This is a genomic window from Streptomyces sp. NPDC006283, from assembly GCF_040613325.1.
In the GTDB taxonomy this organism is placed as follows: Bacteria; Actinomycetota; Actinomycetes; order Streptomycetales; family Streptomycetaceae; genus Streptomyces.
In genome coordinates this window covers 1-20,664 of sequence record NZ_JBEXRZ010000126.1, presented here as the reverse complement: position 1 = coordinate 20,664, position 20,664 = coordinate 1, and the positions used below count along the sequence as shown (strand labels likewise).

At 71.1% G+C, this 20,664-nt stretch carries 19 protein-coding genes; 14 read left to right on the top strand and 5 right to left on the bottom strand.

Annotation, left to right across the window (positions count from 1 at the left end; all coding sequences use genetic code 11):
• On the bottom strand, positions 1-827 hold an 827-nt coding region (locus tag ABZ070_RS23775), incomplete at its 3' end, for a PucR family transcriptional regulator (protein WP_356637029.1).
• Positions 828-1,000: 173 nt separating this feature from the next.
• Here ABZ070_RS23775 and ABZ070_RS23770 point away from each other — a divergent pair.
• Both ABZ070_RS23770 and pruA read left to right on the top strand, forming a co-directional pair.
• The gene (locus ABZ070_RS23770) at positions 1,001-1,927 is read left to right on the top strand and encodes a proline dehydrogenase family protein (protein ID WP_356637027.1); all 927 of its coding nucleotides are present in this window, start codon (positions 1,001-1,003) and stop codon (positions 1,925-1,927) included.
• A 49-nt stretch (positions 1,928-1,976) separates the two neighbouring features.
• The gene (gene pruA / locus ABZ070_RS23765) at positions 1,977-3,608 is read left to right on the top strand and encodes an L-glutamate gamma-semialdehyde dehydrogenase (RefSeq protein ID WP_356637025.1); all 1,632 of its coding nucleotides are present in this window, start codon (positions 1,977-1,979) and stop codon (positions 3,606-3,608) included.
• 121 nt (positions 3,609-3,729) lie between these two features.
• Here pruA and ABZ070_RS23760 read toward each other — a convergent pair whose 3' ends face one another.
• A complete protein-coding gene (locus tag ABZ070_RS23760; protein ID WP_356637023.1) occupies positions 3,730-4,569 on the bottom strand; it encodes a DUF1206 domain-containing protein in 840 nt (279 codons plus the stop codon).
• Positions 4,570-4,697: 128 nt separating this feature from the next.
• Between ABZ070_RS23760 and ABZ070_RS23755 the strand changes: the two genes are divergently transcribed.
• Both ABZ070_RS23755 and ABZ070_RS23750 read left to right on the top strand, forming a co-directional pair.
• Positions 4,698-5,051 (top strand): hypothetical protein, encoded by a 354-nt coding sequence (locus tag ABZ070_RS23755; protein ID WP_356637021.1) that lies wholly within the window; start codon positions 4,698-4,700, stop codon positions 5,049-5,051.
• Between the two features lie 109 nt (positions 5,052-5,160).
• The gene (locus ABZ070_RS23750; RefSeq protein ID WP_356637019.1) at positions 5,161-5,718 is read left to right on the top strand and encodes a GNAT family N-acetyltransferase; all 558 of its coding nucleotides are present in this window, start codon (positions 5,161-5,163) and stop codon (positions 5,716-5,718) included.
• A gap of 10 nt (positions 5,719-5,728) precedes the next feature.
• Here the strand turns inward: ABZ070_RS23750 and ABZ070_RS23745 are convergent, their stop codons facing one another.
• Together ABZ070_RS23745 and ABZ070_RS23740 are read right to left on the bottom strand one after the other, a co-directional pair.
• Positions 5,729-6,454 carry a hypothetical protein gene (locus ABZ070_RS23745; protein WP_356637017.1) on the bottom strand — a complete coding sequence of 242 codons (726 nt, stop codon included), beginning with the start codon at positions 6,452-6,454 and terminating at the stop codon, positions 5,729-5,731.
• A complete protein-coding gene (locus ABZ070_RS23740; protein WP_356637015.1) occupies positions 6,451-6,789 on the bottom strand; it encodes a PadR family transcriptional regulator in 339 nt (112 codons plus the stop codon). Before ABZ070_RS23740 ends, ABZ070_RS23745 begins: the two co-directional genes overlap by 4 nt.
• Positions 6,790-7,058: 269 nt before the next feature.
• Here ABZ070_RS23740 and ABZ070_RS23735 point away from each other — a divergent pair, with 269 nt between their 5' ends.
• The 3 genes from ABZ070_RS23735 to ABZ070_RS23725 all read left to right on the top strand — a co-directional run bounded on the left by ABZ070_RS23735 (position 7,059) and on the right by ABZ070_RS23725 (position 9,666).
• On the top strand, positions 7,059-7,187 hold the full coding sequence (locus ABZ070_RS23735; RefSeq protein ID WP_356637013.1) for a hypothetical protein: 129 nt from the start codon (positions 7,059-7,061) through the stop codon (positions 7,185-7,187).
• 73 nt (positions 7,188-7,260) lie between these two features.
• Positions 7,261-8,304 (top strand): 3-isopropylmalate dehydrogenase, encoded by a 1,044-nt coding sequence (locus ABZ070_RS23730; protein WP_356637011.1) that lies wholly within the window; start codon positions 7,261-7,263, stop codon positions 8,302-8,304.
• 255 nt (positions 8,305-8,559) lie between these two features.
• Positions 8,560-9,666, top strand: coding sequence for a branched-chain amino acid aminotransferase (locus ABZ070_RS23725; RefSeq protein ID WP_356637009.1), 1,107 nt, complete (start codon positions 8,560-8,562; stop codon positions 9,664-9,666).
• A 28-nt stretch (positions 9,667-9,694) separates the two neighbouring features.
• Here ABZ070_RS23725 and ABZ070_RS23720 read toward each other — a convergent pair whose 3' ends face one another.
• Positions 9,695-11,113, bottom strand: coding sequence for a cytosine permease (locus ABZ070_RS23720; protein WP_356637007.1), 1,419 nt, complete (start codon positions 11,111-11,113; stop codon positions 9,695-9,697).
• A gap of 141 nt (positions 11,114-11,254) precedes the next feature.
• On the opposite strand from ABZ070_RS23720, the gene ureA reads away from it, so the two are divergent.
• From ureA to ABZ070_RS23685, 7 genes are all read left to right on the top strand, one after another.
• Positions 11,255-11,941: an urease subunit gamma gene (gene ureA / locus ABZ070_RS23715; RefSeq protein WP_356637005.1), complete on the top strand. Its 687-nt coding sequence runs from the start codon at positions 11,255-11,257 to the stop codon at positions 11,939-11,941.
• Complete coding sequence (locus ABZ070_RS23710; RefSeq protein ID WP_356637003.1) at positions 11,941-13,623, top strand: urease subunit alpha; 1,683 nt, start codon at positions 11,941-11,943, stop codon at positions 13,621-13,623. Before ureA ends, ABZ070_RS23710 begins: the two co-directional genes overlap by 1 nt.
• A 38-nt stretch (positions 13,624-13,661) precedes the next feature.
• Positions 13,662-14,678, top strand: a complete 1,017-nt coding sequence (locus tag ABZ070_RS23705; protein WP_356637001.1) for an agmatine deiminase family protein — start codon at positions 13,662-13,664, stop codon at positions 14,676-14,678.
• A gap of 101 nt (positions 14,679-14,779) precedes the next feature.
• A complete protein-coding gene (locus ABZ070_RS23700; protein WP_356636999.1) occupies positions 14,780-15,409 on the top strand; it encodes a TetR family transcriptional regulator C-terminal domain-containing protein in 630 nt (209 codons plus the stop codon).
• A 506-nt stretch (positions 15,410-15,915) separates the two neighbouring features.
• Entirely contained in the window at positions 15,916-17,538 is a 1,623-nt protein-coding gene (gene cimA / locus ABZ070_RS23695; RefSeq protein ID WP_356636997.1) for a citramalate synthase, read from the top strand.
• Between the two features lie 388 nt (positions 17,539-17,926).
• Positions 17,927-19,291 carry a hypothetical protein gene (locus ABZ070_RS23690; RefSeq protein ID WP_356636995.1) on the top strand — a complete coding sequence of 455 codons (1,365 nt, stop codon included), beginning with the start codon at positions 17,927-17,929 and terminating at the stop codon, positions 19,289-19,291.
• Positions 19,292-19,392: 101 nt separating this feature from the next.
• Complete coding sequence (locus ABZ070_RS23685) at positions 19,393-20,577, top strand: S8 family peptidase (protein WP_356636993.1); 1,185 nt, start codon at positions 19,393-19,395, stop codon at positions 20,575-20,577.
• Positions 20,578-20,664: the final 87 nt, after the last annotated feature.

Here is a 20,664-nt window from a genome sequence, read left to right as displayed (position 1 = left end):
GCCGCAGGGGCCGCCGGGCGCCCCGTGCCGGAGCTGCCCGCCGCCCGCTGCCGCCCACCGGGGCCGCCCGCCCCGCTGCCCGGTGGCCCGCCCGCCGCCTCGCCGAGCCGTGAGGCCACCGCCAGCGCGGGCGCCAGGTTGTCCGCCGAACGAAGCCGGACCAGCGCGCCCACGGCGTGGCGCGGCGGGCCCGTGGTCTGAGACGTCAACGGCACCGTGCACAGTGCCGCGGCCCCCGGCAGCGACCGTGCCGATGGCGCGTCACCGGCCGGCCACGGCGTCACGCACACCAGCGTGTGCAGCCCTTCCGCGTGGGTGCCCAGCTCCGTGCGGAGCGCGTCCACGGCCATGTCGTACTGCCAGCCGCGCTCCGCCGTCAGCACAGCCCGCAGTTCGCGCGACAGATCCGCCCCGGCGCGTTCCTCGTCAGCGAGCAGGGCGCCGATCCGCGCCGCCACCTCCATCGCCGCGGACAGCTGTGCGTCCGTGGGTCCGGGGTCGGCGTCGAGCAGCCAGACATAGCCGAGCGCGATGCCCCGGTGCCGTACGGGCAGGCAGATACGGTCGCGGAAGACCCCCGCGTCCGGGGCGGCGGGGATGCGCACCGGGCCTGTCGCCCGTGTGATGCCGAAGCCCTCGAACCAGGCGCGTACCGCCGGGGTCGAGCGGCGGGTCAGGATCGAGCGGGTGCGGACGGGGTCCATCGCCGTGTCGTCGCTGTCGTGCGCACCGAAGGCGATCAGTCCGAAGTCGCGGTTCTCCAGCGTCGCGGGCATGGCCAGCAGCGCGGAGAGCTCGTCCACGAGATCCTGGTAGTCGCCCTTCACCTCGCCATTCTCGCACCCGCTTCAGACATGTGTCTGAGATCCGGGACACGGATGCGTGACAGCTGTCGATGGCAGGTGATCGGAGCGATCCTTAGGTTTCAAGGTGGTTCTTCGTGCCGTTTCCGGGTCGTTCGGTTTCGGCCACTTTCAACACCTGTTCCGTGGAGGTGCCCGTGCTGGGTCCCGTGATCCTCGCCGCTTCGCGCAGCGACAAAATGCGCCGCTTCGTGTCGGCCGCCCCGGGGACCAAGCAGGTCGTCTCCCGGTTCATCGCCGGCGAGACGGTCGAGCAGGTCGTCCCGATCGTCAAGGACGCCGCCGCCAGGGGTCTCGAGGTCACCCTCGACGTCGTCGGCGAGGACATCACCACGCCCGAGCAGGCCACCGCCGCCCGCGACGCCTACCTCGAGCTGATCGAGCATCTGGCGGACCTCGGTCTCGGCGCCAAGGCCGAGATGTCGGTCAAGCTGTCGATGTTCGGCCAGGCGCTGGAAGGCGGGCACGAGCTGGCACTCGCCAACGTCCGTCCGGTCGTCGAGGCTGCCGCGGCCATCGGCACGACGGTTACGCTGGATGCCGAGGACCACACCACCCTCGACTCGATGTTTGCCATCCACGAGGAGCTCCGCAAGGAGTTCCCGCAGACCGGCTGTGTCATCCAGGCCTACCTGTTCCGCACCGAGGACGACGCCCGCCGCCTCTCCGACGCAGGCAGCCGCGTCCGTATCGTCAAGGGCGCGTACAAGGAGCCCGCCTCCGTCGCGTACCAGGACAAGTCCGAGATCGACAAGGCGTACGTCCGCATCCTGAAGGTCCTGATGGAGGGCGACGGCTACCCGATGATCGGGTCGCACGACCCGCGCCTGATCGCCGTCGCCCAGGACCTGGCCCACCGCGCAGGCCGCAAGCTCGACGACTACGAGTTCCAGATGCTGTACGGCATCCGCAGCGACGAGCAGGTCCGGCTCGCCGCCGAAGGCCACCGGATGCGGGTCTACACCGCGTTCGGAACCGACTGGTACGGCTACTTCATGCGCCGCCTCGCGGAGAAGCCGGCCAACCTGCTCTTCTTCGTGCGCTCGATGATCACCAAGAACTGACACCAGGGCAGAGCCCTCCCCAACCCCTCGCAAAGGAGTCACGGAACTCATGGACGCTGTCACTCAGGTCCCCGCCCCGGTCAACGAGCCGGTGCACGGCTACGCCGCCGGCTCACCCGAGCGCGCCCGTCTCGAGGCCAAGCTCAAGGAACTGTCCGAGAACCCGATCGACCTTCCGATGACCATCGGCGGAGTACGGCGCATGGGCGGCGGCGAGCGCGTCGACGTCGTGCAGCCGCACAATCACAAGGCCGTCATCGGCACCTTCGCCGCTGCCACCCAGCAGGACGCGCAGGACGCCATCGACGCCGCGCTCGAGGCGGCCCCGGCCTGGCGCGCCATGTCCTTCGACGACCGCGCGGCGATCATCCTGCGCGCCGCCGAACTGCTGGCCGGCCCCTGGCGCGAGACGCTGGCCGCCTCGACCATGCTCGGCCAGTCGAAGACCGCCCAGCAGGCCGAGATCGACACCCCGTGCGAGCTCGTCGACTTCTGGCGCTTCAACGTCAAGTACGCCCGTGACCTGCTCGCCGAGCAGCCCCCGGCCAACTCGCCGGGCGTGTGGAACCGCCTCGACCACCGCCCGCTCGAGGGCTTCGTCTACGCGATCACCCCGTTCAACTTCACCGCCATCGCCGGCAACCTGCCGACCGCGCCCGCGCTGATGGGCAACGTCGTGGTCTGGAAGCCGTCCCCGACGCAGACCCACGCCGCCGTGCTGCTGATGCAGCTCCTGGAGGAGGCCGGTCTGCCCAAGGGCGTCATCAATCTGGTGACGGGCGACGGCATCGCCGTCTCCGAGGTGGCCCTCGAGCACCCGATGCTCGCCGGCATCCACTTCACCGGCTCGACCAAGACCTTCCAGCACCTGTGGAAGACGGTCGGCAACAACATCGAGAAGTACCGCTCCTACCCGCGCATCGTCGGAGAGACGGGCGGCAAGGACTTCGTCGTCGCGCACCCCAGCGCCGACCGCGCCGTGCTCAAGACCGCGCTGACCCGCGGCTCGTTCGAGTTCCAGGGCCAGAAGTGCTCCGCGTCCTCGCGGGCGTACGTCCCCGCCTCCATCTGGAACTCCGGCTTCAAGGAGGAGTTCGCGGCCGAGGTCGACGGCATCAGGATGGGTGACGTCACCGACCTGACGAACTTCATCGGCGCCGTGATCGACGAGCGTTCCTTCGCCAAGAACAAGGCCGCGATCGACCGTGCCGAGCAGGATGCGACCTGCACGATCGTCGCGGGCGGCACCTACGACGACTCGGTCGGCTACTTCGTCCGCCCGACGGTCATCGAGTGCTCCGACGCCGAGAACGAGGTCTTCACGACCGAGTACTTCGGTCCGATCCTCGCCGTCCACGTCTACGAGGACGACAAGTACGAGGAGATGCTCGAGCAGATGGAGTCGGTGTCGGCGTACGCGCTGACCGGTTCGATCATCGCCGGTGACCGGGCCGCCGCGGCCCACGCGATGGAGAAGCTCCGCTATGCCGCGGGCAACTTCTACATCAACGACAAGTCGACCGGCGCCGTCGTCGGCCAGCAGCCCTTCGGCGGCGGCCGCGCCTCCGGCACCAACGACAAGGCCGGCGCCCCGCAGAACCTGATGCGCTGGACGCTGACCCGTGCGATCAAGGAGACCCTGGTCCCGCCGACGGACTACACGTACCCGCACATGGGCTGACCTCCCGACCCCCTCGGGCAGCCCCCCACGTCTCCGCCCCCGTCCCGGCCCCCACGCCGGAACGGGGGCGGTTTCCATGCACCCGCTGTTCAGACCCGGCGCCGGCCGGGGAGCTCGCTGTTCAGACCCGGCGCCAGCGCGCCATCGCGAACGAGAAGACCCCGAACAGCACCAGCCCCGCAGCGACGAGCACCAGCAGCCACGGCCCCGCCGGCGTGTCGGCGAACGAGCGCAGCGTGTCGTCGAAGCCCTTCGCCCGGTCCGGTTCGTAACTGATCGCCGCGCGCACCACGAACACGCCGATCGCCGCGAACAGGGCGCCGCGCGCCACACCGCCACCGACACCGGTCACGTCGACGAACCGCCGGGCCCGGTGCGGCATGCCGCTCTGCTTCAGATGCTTGCGGTACTTGCGCAGTGCGGCCCGCACGGCCACCCATATGCCGGCGACGGCCGCGCCGACCCCGGCCAGGCCCACGATCCACTGGCCGCCCGGCGCCTCCAGCGCCCTCGCCGTCAGGTCCCGGGACTGCTGGTCGCTGGATCCGCCGCCGCTGCCGCGGTCACCGGCGGCGAACGCGAGAACGGAGTAGGCGACGAAGCCGTAGAAGAGACAACGCCCCGCGGACAGCAGCCGCTTGCCCGTCTTGTGCCCGTCCGGGCCCGAGGCGCCGAATACCGCCTCCGACAGCCGCCACAGTGCCATGCCGACCAGGCCGAGACCCAATGCCCACAACAGCACCGCGCCGAAGGGCTGCTCGGCCAGCTCGGCGAGCGCTCCGCCCCGGTCCGCCTGGCGGCCTGTGCCGCCGAACGCGATGTGCAGGGCGAGGACGCCGACGAGCAGATAGATGACCCCGCGTGCGGCGAATCCCCAGCGTGCGGCCGTGTCCACGACCGGACTGTTCGCCGCCCGCCGGGCCTGTGCCCGGCCATGTACCGTCACCGTGCGTGCGTTCATGTCCCACCTCCGGTACGCAGGTGCCCGTGGGCAGTTGGGCGAAACGATGCGTGGAAACAGCGGCCTCGGCCCATGGCACGGTGACAGCCGGTCAGTTTGCGCACTCCCGCGGCGGATACCCGAAGACCATGACCGAGACCAAGAAGAAGACGGCCCAGGCACGTACGAGCACGGCGCGAGCGCAGCGCTCCGCCAAGGAAAAGGCGAGCGAAACCGCCGAAGCCGCACAGGGTTTCGGCGGCGCGGCCACCGAGAAGGCGGCGTCCGCGGCCAGGACGGTCCAGCGCACGGCGGTCGCCGCCGCCGGCGCCACGGCGGGAGCGGCGGGCGTCGTCTGGACCATCGTCAAGGCACGCAAGGCCGTTGTCGCCGGAGCGGGCACGGGTGTCGTCACCGCGGTGGCCGGCTCGTACGCGCTCGGCCGCCGCTCCGGCCTGCGCCAGCGCGGCCCGCTGTCCCGTCTCACGGGCGGCAGGCTCTGACGGTCGCGTTCGCCGAACCACCTGCGCGGGAACGGTTTTCCGTCACCGGGTACCGGCCCAAGGAGCAACCCGGTACCCGGTGACGGCGCCGCCTGTCACAGTGAGCCTCATGACCGATCATGTGACCGACGCGCTGCGCACGGCCCACACCTACCAGCTGTCCGAGTCCGGTCTCGCAGGGATCCGGACCATGCTGCACGACGCGTTCGGCGGCGACTTCGGCGCCGAGGACTGGGCCCACGCCCTCGGCGGCGTACACGCCTTCGTCCGCGACGGCCGGGGGGTGGCGGCTCACGGCAGCGTCATCATGCGGCGGGTGCTGCACGCGGGCCGGTCGTATCGCGTCGGATACGTCGAGGCGGTCGCGGTCCGGGCCGACCGTCGCCGCCAAGGCCTGGGCGGGCGGGTGATGCAGGTGCTGGAGACGGTGATCGACGGGGCGTACGACCTCGGCGCGCTGTCCGCGTCGGACGACGGCGCCGAGCTGTACCGCGTCAGGGGCTGGCAGTTGTGGCGGGGCCGTATCGAGGCCATGGCCCCGCAGGGCACGGTCCGCCTTCCGGAGGAGGAGGACTCCACCTGGATCCGCCCCGCCGCCGGTGCGCCGCTCCCCGGCACCGCCGCCGGTCCGCTGGTCTTCGACTGGCGCGACGGGGATGTCCTCTGATCCCCAGGCCCTAAGTGGTGTCCCCGCAGGACTTGGTGACCGTGCGCCTGACCCAGTAGGTCATGCCGAACGTGCCGGCCAGCAGTACGGGGAAGGCGACGGCGAAGTCCAGGTTCCGGCTGTAGTACGCCGTCAGGATCACGGCCACGACAGCCAGCCAGCCGACACTCGCGATCCACCCCTTGACACCGATGTACCAGGAGCGTGCCGGCCGGGCGGGCAGCGCGTCGAGGGCGGCGGCCGGTCCCGCGCTGGCCGCCTTCGGGCGTTTGAAGTACGCGTAGAAGAACCACTCGCCGCACAGCTCCCACCCTTCCGGAGTGAGCCGCCCGAGCACCTTGTCGCGCTGCTTGCCGTTGACGATCTCGCGGCGGTACTCCCAGCGGAGCGCCGTGTCCCGGGCGCGCCGGCACACGAAGCGGCCGAGCGCGTCCAGCCGTTCCACCTCCCAGCCCTGGTCCCCGTGGACGGCGAGCAGCCGCCGGTCGTTGTAGACGTCGGCCGTCCAGGTCCAGGTCTCCGCCTCGTCGGCGGGACCGGTGACCGCGGGTGCCGCGCCGCCCAGTTGGGCGGCGAAGTCGGCGGCAGGGCCGAACTCCTCCTCGGGCGCCGTGCCCGTCTCCGCGAGATGGGCCGCCAGGTCGGCGACCGTGGTGTCTATTTGTTCCGCCGGCACCTGCGCGGCGCGCAGCGCTGCCGTGAGCTCACCGAAGTACCCCCGGTGGTCGGTCGTCATCGTGTTCCCCCTGTGAACAGCTTGGTCTTGACGGCGGTGTGGAAGTCCAGCCAGGCCCCGCTCTCGGTGGCGAGATGCTCCTGCCCGTCGGCGGTGAGCCGGTAGTAGCGGCGGCCGGGCCCCCGCTCGGCGGCCCGGAACTCGCCGACCACCAGGCCGGCTTCCTCGAGCCGGTTGAGCACCGGGTAGAGCGTTCCGCCCTTGATCTGCCCGAGCCCCGCCTCGGCGAGAGCCTTGGAGATTTCGTAGCCGTAGCTCTCGCCCCCCGTGAGGCAGGACAGGACGAGCAGGTCGAGAACGCCCTTGAGCCAGCTGGATCTGCGGTCGGCGGCCATGGATGTATTCCAGCACCAGCTAGGTAGGAAAGCAACCTAGATGGCACGACGACCTGCCGCACGAAGATCGCGTCTCAGATAGTAGGAAGTCCGAGTAATTGTGGAGACAGAGCGGCCGAGCTGACCTAGCTTTGTAGGAGCCGAACGTCTCGCTCGATCCAGCGAATGGCGGTCGTGAGCCCGTGCCCCGTGCAGGCAACCCCTGCGGCACCGCTCCCCGCCCCTTCCGGCGCCTCGAAATCTCTTCCGATCTCAAGGAGTCGATCATCATGTCCGCTGCGACCGTCCGCCGGGTCCGTCACGCCTCCCGCACCAGCGAGTCAGACCGCAAGAACGCCGCCGCCGCCCTCCAGCGCGCCCTCGACCGCCGGGACAACGGCGGCTCCACCGGCCACTGATCCACCGTGTCCGATCCCGTCCATATGGTGGACCCTGTGTGTCATTCAATGGGACGGGGAGTAGGGTGCCGACATGTCTCGCAGCATCAATCTCGCAGTAGTCCCCGGTGACGGCATCGGCCAGGAGGTCGTGGCGCAGGGCCTGAAGGTCCTTGCCGCGGTCCTGCCCCAGGATGTGAAGCTGGAGACCAAGGAGTACGACCTCGGCGCCCAGCGCTGGCACCGCACCGGGGAGACTCTCCCCGACGCGGAACTCGACTCCCTCAAGAACCACGACGCGATCCTCCTCGGCGCCATCGGCGACCCGTCGGTGCCGTCCGGCGTGCTGGAGCGGGGCCTGCTGCTGAAGCTGCGGTTCGCCTTCGACCACTACGTCAACCTGCGTCCGTCGAAGCTGTTCCCCAATACGGCCACTCCGCTGGCCGGCCGCCCGGACATCGACTTCGTCGTCGTCCGTGAGGGCACCGAAGGCCCGTACACCGGAAACGGCGGCTCCCTGCGCACCGGCACGCCCGCCGAAGTGGCCACCGAGGTCAGCCTGAACACCGCCTACGGCGTGGAGCGCGTCGTCCGCGACGCGTACGAGCGGGCCAACTCCCGCCCCCGCAAGAAGCTGACGCTCGTCCACAAGAACAATGTCCTCGTCTACGCCGGCCACATGTGGAAGAACATCTTCGACAGGGTCGGCAAGGAGTACCCCGAGGTCACCACGGACTATCTGCATGTCGACGCCGCGACGATCTTCTTCGTCACCCAGCCGGAGCGCTTCGACGTCATCGTCACCGACAACCTCTTCGGCGACATCCTCACCGACCTCGCCGCTGCCGTGACCGGCGGCATCGGCCTGGCCGCCTCCGGCAACATCAACCCGACGGGCGAATTCCCGTCGATGTTCGAGCCGGTCCACGGCTCGGCGCCCGACATCGCCGGCCAGGGCAAGGCCGACCCGACCGCCACGATCCTGTCGGTCGCCCTCCTGCTGCGCCACCTCGGACATGCGGCCGAGGCCGTCCGTATCGAGGAGGCCGTCGCCGCCGACCTCGCGGAACGCGAGCCGGGCGCGACCCGCACCACGGACGAGATCGGCGACGCGCTCGCGGTACGAGTAGCGAGCTGACCCGCCGGACACCACTTCCGGGGGCGTCCCCCGGACACCCCAGAAGCCGCCGGGTCGCATCCCCACCGCGCCCGGCGGCTTCTCCTGTGCGGCCCCCGGGTGCCACCATCATCCTGGGCCGCAAACACGCCGTTCCCCGCACCATCCTCCACGGGCGATAATCGAACGTGGACCGTGTGCACGGCGATGCTCGGACGTCCAAGCAATCGGCGTGAGCGCGGTCCGTCACAACAACCGGTGAAGGACACTGCACTCATGACGACGCCCACGATCGAGCTCAAGCCCTCTTCGCACCCGCTGTCCGACGCGGAGCGCGAGGGGATCCTGGCCAACCCGGGATTCGGCCGCCACTTCACCGACCACATGGTGACGATCAAGTGGACGGAGGGGCGTGGATGGCACGACGGTGAGCTCGTCCCGTACGGACCGCTGTCCCTCGATCCGGCGAACATGACCCTGCACTACGCGCAGGAGATCTTCGAGGGCCTCAAGGCCTACCGCCGCCCCGACGGCTCCGTCGCCACGTTCCGCCCCGAGGCCAACGCGGAGCGGTTCCAGCGGTCCGCGCGCCGCCTCGCCATGCCCGAACTGCCGGTCGACACCTTCATCGCCGCCTGCGACGCCCTGGTCCAGCAGGACGAGGCATGGGTTCCGCCCCACGGCGGCGAGGAGTCCCTCTACCTCCGCCCGTTCATGATCGCGTCCGAGGTCGGCCTCGGTGTGAAGCCGGCCAACGAGTACCTCTTCCTCGTCATCGCCTCCCCGGCCGGCGCGTACTTCCCCGAGGGCGTCAAGCCCGTCTCCATCTGGCTCTCGGAGGACCGCGTCCGCGCCGTCCCCGGCGGCATGGGCGACGCCAAGACCGGCGGCAACTACGCCGCGTCCCTTCTCGCGCAGGCCGAGGCCGCGCAGAAGGGCTGCGCCCAGGTCGCCTACCTCGACGCGGTCGAGCACAAGTGGGTCGAGGAACTGGGCGGCATGAACCTGTACTTCGTCTACGAGAACGGCTCCGACGAGGGGTTCAAGATCGTCACGCCCGAGCTCACCGGCTCGCTGCTCGCCGGCATCACGCGTGACTCGCTTCTGACCCTGGCCAAGGATCTCGGCTACGAGTCGGAGGAGGGCCGGGTCTCCATCGACCAGTGGCAGGCCGACACCGAGAACGGCACGCTCAAGGAGGTCTTCGCCTGCGGTACCGCCGCGGTCATCACGCCCGTCGGCCTGGTGAAGTCCGCGCGCGGCGAGTGGACGCAGTCCGGCGGGCAGCCGGGCGAGGTCACCATGAAGCTGCGCAAGGCGCTCCTCGACATCCAGACCGGCGCCGGCGAGGACGTCCACGGCTGGATGCACCAGCTCGGCTGACGCCCGCCGCCCGCCGCCCACCGCCCGCCTACCGAGGCCCGGCGCCCTGCAACGCAGGCTGCCGGGCCTCGGCCGTGGGCGCGCCCAGCGCCGCGTACACCGCGCCGCCCACCAGGCCGGACAGGACGAAGCTGCAGTCCACCCCACCCGTGAGGGCGAGCAGCGGGCCTTCGTGGAGCGGGGTGGAGACGGCCGCCAGACCCACGGCGGCGCCCAGCGCCCAGGACACCGTGGCGCGCGGGTTCCAGCCGGCGCGGAACCAGTAGATCCCGCCCCGCGCACGGCGGTTGTAGACCTGCAGCGCCTCCGCGTCGTACGCGCCGGCGCAGCGGACGTGCGCCATCAGCGTGATCACCGCCCAGGGCGTGCCGACCGCGGTGAGCAGCAGCACGAACGACGTCATCGCCGACTGGGCGTCCCACACGAAGTGGCCGACGAAGACGAACGCGGTGGCGACGGTCGCGACGACGAGCGTGGCCCGGGTGCGGGTCGCCCTCGGCAGGATCGCGTCCAGGTCCAGGCCCATGGAGTACAGCATCAGACCGGCGTTGCCGACCGAGCCGGCGGCCGCGGCGACCAGCAGCGGGATCACGTACCAGGCGGGGGAGGCGGCGACCAGCGGCCCCGCGTAGTCCAGCCCGGCGCGGGCGGCCAGCGCCGTGTACGTACCGAACAGCTGCGGAACGAGCAGGCCTGCCGTGAGCCCCAGACAGGTGGCCCGCAGGACCTTGCGCGGGCTGTGCCGTTCGGGCGAGATGTAGCGGGTGTAGTCGCCGAGCAGGGTGATGAACGCGATCGGCCCGCTGAGCCCGGCGGCGACGGCGGACAGCAGCCAGGTGGGCCAGAACGAGCCGAGCAGGTACGGGGTGTCCGGCGGGGCGGCGGTGGTCATCTCGGGCGCGTAGGCCAGTAGACCGAGGACCAGCAGCGCGGTCATGCCGACGGCGAGGATCCTGCTCAGCCGCAGCAGCAACCGGTAGCCGTACACCGCGCCGACCGCCGTGCATGCGGCGAGCAGCGCGTACACGACGGTGTGGGCCACACCGCCGGTGGGCACACCGGCGATCCGGGCCAGGGTCCCGAGTATCACGTCGCCGCCGATCCACAGGGTCAGAGCCGTGTAGCCGAGGGAGAGCAGCAGCCCGACGACGGAGCCCACGAGCCGGCCGCGCACGCCGAAGGCCGCGCCGCTGGAGGTCGACAGATTCGTCGCGGTCCGCAGGGAGACGAGCGCCAGTGGAGCGGTGACGGCCACGCCGACGACCGTGCCGGCGACCACGGAGGTGACGGCGGGCCACAGGCCGAGCCCGAAGGAGACGGGGAGCCAGCCGAAGACGATCACCCCCAGACAGAGGTTCGACCCCAGCAGGATGGACATGAGATCGCGCGGAGTGCTGGTGCGCTCCGCCTCGGGGATGGTGTCGACTCCGTGCTGTTCCACCGGCATGGGCTGCCCCTCGAGCTCGCAGTTTGAGTGACGCTCTAATTGAGTGCTGCTCAATGTGAGTCATGCCTTGCCTGAAGTCAATGCTTTCGTTCGGCCCATCGGCATTGTTAGAGTGATGCTCGAACATGGAGGTGTGGTGAAGTGCGACTGACTCCGACCGAGCGCGACAGGCTGCTGCTCTTTGGCGCCGCCGAGCTGGCGCGGGCGCGCAGGGTCCGCGGCCTGCGGCTCAATGTCCCCGAGGCGACCGCGCTCATAGCGGACACCGTCTGCGAGGCGGCCCGCGACGGCCGCAGACTGGCGGAGGCCATCGACGCGGCCCGCTCGGTGCTCGGCCCCGACGACGTCCTCCCGGGCGTCGCGGACGTCGTGACCGAGGTGCATGTGGAGGCCGTCTTCGACGACGGGTCCCGCCTCGCCGTCGTCTCCGACCCGATCGGGGGCGGCGGACAGGGGGAGCACGCCCCGGGGGCCCTGCTGCCGGCCCCGGCGCAGGAGGAGGCGGCGCCCGCCCTGCGGATCACGGTGCGCAACACGGCGACCGTGCCCGTCAGCGTCACCTCCCACTTCCACTTCTTCGAGGCCAACCCGCGGCTCCGTTTCGACCGTGCCGCCGCCTACGGCATGCGGCTCGCCGTCCCGGCCGGTTCCTCCGTCCGTTTCGATCAGGGCGTCGAGGCGGAAGTGGGCCTCGTGCCGATCGGCGGCGACCGCATCGCCATCGGCTTCGCCGGCCTGGTCGACGGTCCGCTCGACGCGCCGGGCGCCAAGGAAGAAGCACTCAAGCGGGCCGCGGCCTGCGGTTACCTCGGAGCGGAGGAGATCTGATGGACCCGTACGAGTACGCATCCGTGCACGGCCCCCGCACCGGGGACCGGGTCGTCCTGGGCGACTCCGGGCTCGTCGTCCGCGTCGAGTCCGACGCCCAGAAGCCCGGCGACGAGTTCCTCGCCGGCTTCGGCAAGACCGCCCGCGACGGTCTGCACCTGAAGGCCGCCGCGGTCCGTGACACCTGCGACGTCGTGATCAGCAACGTTCTGGTGATCGACGCCGTGCAGGGCATCCGCAAGGTGTCCATCGGCATCCGCGAGGGACGCATCCACGCCATCGGCCGGGCCGGCAACCCGGACACCCTCGACGGCGTCGACGTCGTCGTCGGCACCGGCACGTCCATCGTGTCCGGCGAGGGGCTGATCGCCACGGCGGGGGCCGTCGACACACACGTCCACCTGCTCTCCCCGCGGATCATGGAGGCGTCGCTCGCCTCCGGCGTGACCACCGTGATCGGCCAGGAGTTCGGCCCCGTGTGGGGCGTCGGCGTCAACTCGCCCTGGGCGCTGAAGCACGCCTTCAACGCCTTCGACGCCTGGCCCGTCAACATCGGCTTCCTCGCGCGCGGCTCGTCCTCCGACGACGCCCCGCTGGTGGAGGCGCTGGCCGAGGGCGGCGCGTCCGGCTTCAAGGTCCACGAGGACATGGGCGCGCACACCCGGGCCCTCGACACCGCGCTGCGGGTCGCGGAGGAGCACGACGTACAGGTCGCGCTGCACAGCGACGGTCTGAACGAATGCCTCTCCGTCGAGGACACCCTCCGCGTCCTCGACGGCCGCACCATCCACGCCTTCCACATCGAGGGCTGCGGCGGCGGACACGTACCGAACGTCCTCAAGATGGCGGGCGTGCCGAACGTCATCGGCTCGTCCACCAACCCCACCCTGCCCTTCGGCCGGGACGCCGTCGCCGAGCACTACGGCATGATCGTCTCCGTCCACGACCTCAAGACCGACCTGCCCGGCGACGCCGCCATGGCCCGCGACCGCATCCGGGCCGGAACGATGGGCGCGGAGGACGTGCTGCACGACCTCGGAGCGATCGGCATCACCTCGTCCGACGCGCAGGGCATGGGGCGTGCGGGGGAGACCGTGCGCCGCACCTTCGCCATGGCCGGGAAGATGAAGGCCGAACTCGGCCCCATGGACGGCGACGGCGCGCACGACGACAACGCGCGTGTCCTGCGCTACATGGCCAAGCTGACCATCAACCCGGCCATCGCCCACGGGCTCGCCCACGAGATCGGCTCCATCGAGGTCGGCAAGATGGCCGACATCGTGCTGTGGCGACCGGAGTTCTTCGGCGCGAAGCCCCAACTGGTGCTGAAGTCCGGCTTCCCCGCCTACGGAGTCGTCGGCGACCCGAACGCGGCGACCGACACCTGCGAACCGCTGGTGCTCGGCCCGCAGTTCGGCGCCTACGGGGCGACGCCTGCCGACATCTCCGTCGCGTTCGTGGCCCAGGCCGCCGTGGACCTCGGATCCGACCTGATGCCCACCCGCCGGCGCAGGGTCGCGGTGCGCGGCACACGGGGCATCGGCCCCGGCGACCTGCTGCTCAACTCCCGTATCGGTGACGTGTCGGTGGACGGCGCCACGGGACTGGTCACGCTCGACGGTGATCCGCTGCGCTCACAGCCGGCCGAGTCCATCTCCCTGAACCGCCTCTACTTCCTCTAGACCACACCGCCTGCACCTCCCAGCAATCGAGGATTCCCGTGACCTTCCGTATGCCGGCCGAATGGGCCCCGCACGAACGCACCTGGATGGCCTGGCCCGGCCCCAACCCCACGTTCACGAACGCGGCGGAACTGGCGGAGGCACGGGCCGCCTGGGCCTCTGTGGCCCGCGCGGTACGCCGATTCGAGCCGGTGAGCGTCGTGGCCGGCCCCGGCCAGGCGGCCTCCGCCCGCGAGCTCCTCGGTCCGGACATCGACGTCGTCGAACGGGACCTGGACGACGCGTGGATGCGCGACATCGGCCCCACCTTCGTCACCGACGGCACCCGGCTCGCCGCCGTGGACTGGGTGTTCAACGGTTGGGGCGCGGCCGACTGGGCGCGCTGGGAGCACGACGCCAAGATCGCCCGCAGTGTCGCCGACCTCGTGGGCGTCCCCGTCCACCCGTCCCCTCTCGTCAACGAGGGCGGCGCGATCCACGTCGACGGCGAAGGCACCGTCCTGCTCACGGACACGGTCCAGCTCGGCCCGGAGCGCAACCCCGGATGGACCCGCGCGGAGGTCGAGGCCGAGATCCACGCCCGGCTCGGCACCCGGAAGGCGATCTGGCTGCCGCGCGGACTGAGCGGCGACTACGGCATGTACGGCACCCGGGGCCACGTCGACATCGTCGCGGCCTTCGCCCGCCCGGGAGTCGTCGTCGTCCACACCCAGCCCGACCCGTCCCACCCCGACCACGAACTCTCCAAGGCCAACGTGGCCCTGCTCGCGGCCCAGACGGACGCCAGAGGCCGCCGCCTGGAGGTCGTCGAGGTCCCGGCCCCGACCGTCCTCGTCGACGACGACGGAGAGTGGGTCGACTACTCGTACATCAACCACTACATCTGCAACGGCGGCGTGGTCCTCTGCGCCTTCGACGACTCCCGTGACGAGATCGCGGCGGGCATCTTCCGCCGGCTCTTCCCGGAACGGACGGTGACGCTGGTGGACGCGCGGGCGATCTTCGCCGGGGGCGGCGGCATCCACTGCATCACCCAGCAGCAGCCGAAGATCTGAGCAGCGGTGTCGCGTCCGGGAAGGGCGGACCTTCCCCGACGACGGCCGAGCACGATCGGGTAGAACGTACGGGTGAACGCCTCGCTTCCGGCAGCCGCCGTATGACCCCCGCCGCCCGCCGCCGCAACGTCGCGCCGCCGCGCGAGGCGCTCCTCGCCGCCGCCATGGCCACCATCGCAGAGCGAGGGCTCGACGGGCTCACGATGGCCGGTCTCGGACGCGAGGTCGGGATGAGCAGCGGCCATCTCCTCTACTACTTCCGCACCAAGGACGAGCTGCTTCTGCAGACCCTCGAGTGGAGCGAGGGCCGCCTGGGCGCGGAGCGCAGCGCGCTGCTGTCCCGGCAGGCGACGGTGCGGGAGCGGCTCGACGCGTACGTCGACCTCTATGTGCCGGAAGGGCCGCGCGACCCGCACTGGACGCTCTGGCTCGAGGTCTGGAACCGCTCGCAGAACGCGGAGGCCGACGCCCGCGCCCGCCAGGCCGCGATCGAGGGCGCCTGGCACCGCGACCTGGTGGCGCTGCTCGCCGAGGGCATCTCCCACGGCGAATTCCGCCCCGTCGACCCCGACCGCGTCGCGGCGAGACTCCGGGCCCTGCTGGACGGCTTCAGCGTCCACGTGGCCGTGGGCATACCGGGCACGGGCCGCACCCAGGTACTGACACACGTCCGCGAGTTCGTGTCCGAAGCCCTCCTGCCCCCCTCCAGCCCCCCGACGGGGGCGCCTTGAGCCCCGCGGCGATGGGGCGCGGGGCTCGGGTAGCCCCGGCGTGCGGGGCAAGCCCGAGTCTCGTTCGGGCGCCGACCGGGGCACCTTGAGTCCCGCCGGCGATTGAGGCGCGGGGTTCGGGGCAGAGCCCCGACGAGACCGGCCCGGGTTCGGGGGCCTGCCCCGGTTCGGGAAGGGGCGGGGTGGGGGAAAGCCCCCGCACCAGACGACCGCATCGTGAGACACGCGTCCACCCCCCACCCACCCTGTGGCAAACTGCCCCCGTGCTCTCGTTCGCCATGATTATCGGCAGCAGCGCGCCGGTCCGCAGTGACCGCTGACCCGTGGACAGCAATCCCGCGGCAGGCGGCACCGTGCCCCAGACCCGCGCGCAGACCTCTCGCACCCGCGAGGGGTTTTTTCGTTTTACGGCCTCACCCATGGCCGCAGGCGGACCGCGCGCGAAGATGGGGGCAAGTGGAGCCAGAACTTCCGGAGCCACTCATCCGACAGGAGTCAAGACAGCCATGACCACCAAGGCCAAGGACACGGACGGCTTCCGTGTCGACGACGCCTTCCACGTCTTCGACACGACGCTGCGCGACGGTGCCCAGCGCGAGGGCATCAACCTCACGGTCGCGGACAAGCTGACCATCGCCCGGCACCTTGACGAGTTCGGCGTGGGCTTCATCGAGGGCGGCTGGCCGGGTGCGAACCCGCGCGACACCGAGTTCTTCGCCCGCGCCCAGCAGGAGATCACCTTCCGGCACGCCCAGCTCGTCGCGTTCGGCGCGACCCGCCGCGCGGGTGCCAAGGCGAGCGAGGACCCCCAGGTCAAGGCACTTCTCGACTCGGGTGCGCCCGTGATCACGCTCGTCGCCAAGTCGCACGACCGGCATGTCGAGCTCGCCCTGCGCACGACCCTGGAGGAGAACCTGGAGATGGTCCGGGACACCGTCTCCTACCTGTGTGAGCAGGGCCGCCGGGTCTTCGTGGACTGCGAGCACTTCTTCGACGGCTACCGTGCCAACCCCGAGTACGCCAAGTCCGTCGTCCGTACCGCTCACGAGGCCGGCGCGGACGTCGTCATCCTCTGTGACACCAACGGCGGCATGCTGCCCGCCCAAGTCCAGGCCGTGGTCGGGACCGTGATCGCCGACACCGGCGCGCGGCTCGGCATCCACGCCCAGGACGACACCGGCTGCGCCGTCGCGAACACCCTGGCAGCCGTCGACGCCGGCGCCACCCACGTGCAGTGCACGGCCAACGGCTACGGCGAGCGCGTCGGCAACGCCAACCTGTTCCCGGTCGTGGCCGCGCTGGAGCTCAAGTACGGCAAGAAGGTCCTGCCCGAGGGCGCCCTCGAGGACATGACCCGCATCTCGCACGCCATCGCGGAGGTCGTCAACCTCACGCCCTCCACCCACCAGCCCTATGTGGGTGTCTCCGCCTTCGCCCACAAGGCCGGACTGCACGCCTCCGCCATCAAGGTCGACCCGGACCTCTACCAGCACATCGACCCCGAGCTGGTCGGCAACACCATGCGGATGCTCGTCTCCGACATGGCGGGGCGCGCCTCGATCGAGCTCAAGGGCAAGGAGCTCGGCATCGATCTCGGCGACGACCGCGAGCTGGTCGGCCGGGTCGTCGAGCGGGTCAAGGAACGTGAGCTCCAGGGCTATACCTACGAGGCCGCCGACGCCTCCTTCGAGCTGCTGCTGCGCGCGGAGGCGGAGGGCAGGGCCCGCCGCTACTACCGCACCGAGTCGTGGCGCGCGATCGTCGAGGACCGCCCGGACGGTACGCACGCCAATGAGGCCACGGTGAAGCTGTGGGCGAAGGGCGAGCGCATCGTCGCCACCGCCGAGGGCAACGGCCCGGTGAACGCTCTGGACCGGGCGATGCGGGTGGGCCTGGAGAAGATCTACCCGCAGCTCGCCAAGCTGGAGCTGATCGACTACAAGGTCCGCATCCTCGAAGGCCGCCACGGCACGGGATCGACGACCCGGGTACTGATCACGACCGGCGACGGCACCGGCGAATGGGCCACGGTCGGCGTCGCGGACAACATCATCGCCGCGTCCTGGCAGGCGCTGGAGGACGCGTACACGTACGGCCTGCTGCGCGCGGGCGTCGAGCCGACGGAGTAGCAGACGCAGGCGGGACGGCGGCCCCGGCTCTCCCGGCGTCCACAGGACGAAGCGGCGCCCGCCCCGGTCGGCCCGCGCCGTCCGTCCGGCCGCGTGCGCGCTCGGTTCCGCAGGCGCAGGGCACGGCTGATCGTCCAGCAGAAGATCGGCTCGGACATCACCGAGGCCGCGGCGAAGCCGTTCGCGGAGGCCCACCATCTGCTGCTCACCGGTAACCCGTCGGGCGCGGTCATCAAAATTGATCTCCGCCAACCGGGCCGGCTGACCCACACCCCGGCGGTCGCAGCCGGCAGGGCGGATGCCACCGCCGACGCGGTGCGGGCCGGCGGTCGCCGACCGCCGGCCCGCACCTATGTCTTGTTTGCTGCTGTTCGGGTACTTTCATGGCATGAGGACACGGCCGTTCACTCTTGTGTCGGCCCTCGCGGGGCTGACCCTGTTGCTGCTCCTGGCCCTGGTGCCGGCTTCCGGCGCGGCTGCCAAGGCCTCGGGGCTGTCCGACGTCGCCGCCGCCCTGAAACAGGGCCCGGTGTACGTCCACCCGGCCATGACCGGCCAGCTCTCGCAGTCCGAGGCCGACTCGCTCGCCACGCAGATCGAGGAAGCCGACAAGCCCGTCTTCGTGGCGGTCCTGCCCGCGACCGCGGAGTTCCCGCCCGACGACCTGCTGCGCAATCTGCGAACCGAGACCGGCATCACCGGCCTGTACGGCGTCCGGCTCGGGGAAGGGTTCGACGCCGGGGCCGACTCGTCCGTGATGTCCAACCGGGCCGTCGAGAACCTCACCAGTGCGGTCAAGGGCGGTGGGTCGGTCGACGCGGCCACCCAGCTCGACAACTTCGTCGACCAGGCGCTGCCCCAGGTCGGCGGCAGCGCCCCGGCCTCCTGGGACCCGGGTTCGGGCGGTGACGAGGGCGCCGGTGCGGGATCGCTGATCGTCCTCGGCGGCGTCCTCGCGGCCGGCGGCGCGGGCGCCTACGCCATGCTCCGCAACAAGCGTCGCCGCAAGGCGGAGGAGGAGCGGGCCGCACTCGAGAAGCTCCGCGTCGTCGTCGACGAGGACATCACCGCCTTCGGCGAGGAACTCGACCGGCTGGACTTCCACCCCTCGGAGAAGGGCGCGGACGACGCCATGCGCGCCGAGTACGAGCGCGCCCTCGACTCGTACGACACAGCGAAGTCCCGCATGGGTGCCGCGCAGCACCCGGGCGACGTCCGCGGGGTCACCGAGGCCCTGGACGACGGGCGGTTCGCGCTGGCCGTGCTGGCCGCCCGGCGCGATGGCCGGCCGATCCCCGAGCGCCGTGCACCCTGCTTCTTCGACCCCCGCCACGGCCTTTCGGTCAAGGACATCTCGTGGGCCCCCGCCGGCGGTGCCGCGCGCGACGTCCCGGTGTGCGCGGCCGACGCGGCGCGCGTCGAGGACGGCCAGGACCCGATGGCCCGCACCGTCGACACCGGCTACGGGCGCCGCCCGTACTGGGAGGCCGGCCCGGCCTACGGCCCCTGGGCCGGCGGCTACTTCGGCGGCGGCCTGCTGCCCGGTCTGCTGGTGGGCACGCTGCTCGGCAGCATGCTCGCCACACCCGCGTACGCGGCCGACTACGGCGGCGGTGACTTCGGCGGTGGCGAGTACTCGGGCGGCGACTTCGACTCGTCCGACTTCGGCGGCGGTGACTTCGGCGGTGGCGGCGGTTTCGGCGGCGGTGACTGGGGCGGTGGCGGTGGCTTCGACGGCGGCGGAGGCTTCTGAGCGACAGCCCTGAGCGCGGCATGTACGGCAACCGTGGGGGCGCGACCCGCAACCGCTACCCAGAGTAGGATTCCCATACGCAGCGTGCTTGTCTCGTGCGCATGCGTAACCGAACCAGACTCAAAGCCTTCGCCGCCCTGGCGCTCACGACCCTGCTGGCGGCAGCCGGACCGCAGTCCGCGACGGCGCGGTCCGCCCCCGTCCCCGAACTCGCTCCGCTGCACCGCGCGGCGCACGCCGTGCCCGGCCGCTACATCGTGACCCTCGCGGAGAGTGCCGACTCGACCGAGATGGCGAGCAAGGTCGGTGCGAAAGCGCTCTTCACCTACACGTCGGCGCTGCGCGGATTCGCAGCCGACCTCACGGCCGACCAGTTGAAGCAGGTCCGGCTGATGCCCGGCGTCACCGCCGTCGAGGAGGACGCCACCGTTTCGGCGCTGGTCCCCGCGTCCTCCCTCGCGCCGGCGCCGTCGTGGGGACTCGACCGGATCGACCAGCGCGAGCTGCCGCTCGACTCCGACTTCACCACTGCCGGCAGTGGACAGGGCGTCGACGCGTACGTCCTCGACACCGGGATCGACTACGGCCACTCCGAGTTCGGCGGCCGGGCCGTCTTCGGCTACGACGCGATCCGGGACGGCAGGCGCGGCCAGGACTGCCACGGCCACGGAACCCATGTCGCGGGCACCGTCGGGGGCTCCACCTACGGTGTGGCGCGAGAGGTCTCGCTGGTCAGCGTCCGGGTGCTCGACTGCGAGGGCAACGGCACCCTGTCGGGGATCATCGCCGGCATGGACTGGGTGGCTGCGAACGCCGAACAGCCCGCCGTGCTCAACGCCTCCCTCGGCAGTGACAGGTCCACCGCCGTGAACAACGCTGCCGACGCGCTCGCGGACAGCGGTGTCCTGCCCGTCGTCGCCGCGGGCAACGACGCGCAGAACGCCTGCAACGTCTCGCCCGCATCCGCGGAACGCGTGGTCACCGTCGGGGCGACCAATGCCGCCGACCAGGAGACCGGCTTCTCCAACTACGGCTCGTGTCTTGCGCTCTACGCCCCCGGGACGGAGATCGTCTCCGCGAAGATGGGCGGAGGCAGCGTCGCGCAGAACGGCACCTCCATGGCCTCACCGCACGTCGCCGGCGTCGCCGCGCTGTACAAGTCGAAGCACCCGACGGCGAGTGCGGACGAGGTAGCGGGATGGCTCGTGGAGCAGTCCACGAAGGACGTGGTGACCGGCATCAGTACCGGCTCGCCCAACCGTCTGCTCAACACCGGAGGCCTTTGACCCGCCCCTGCCGGCCGTGTCACCGCGCGGCGTCCGCCCCTGCCGCAAGCACGGCATGAGGCTCCCGAGGCCGGCACGGAATGTTCA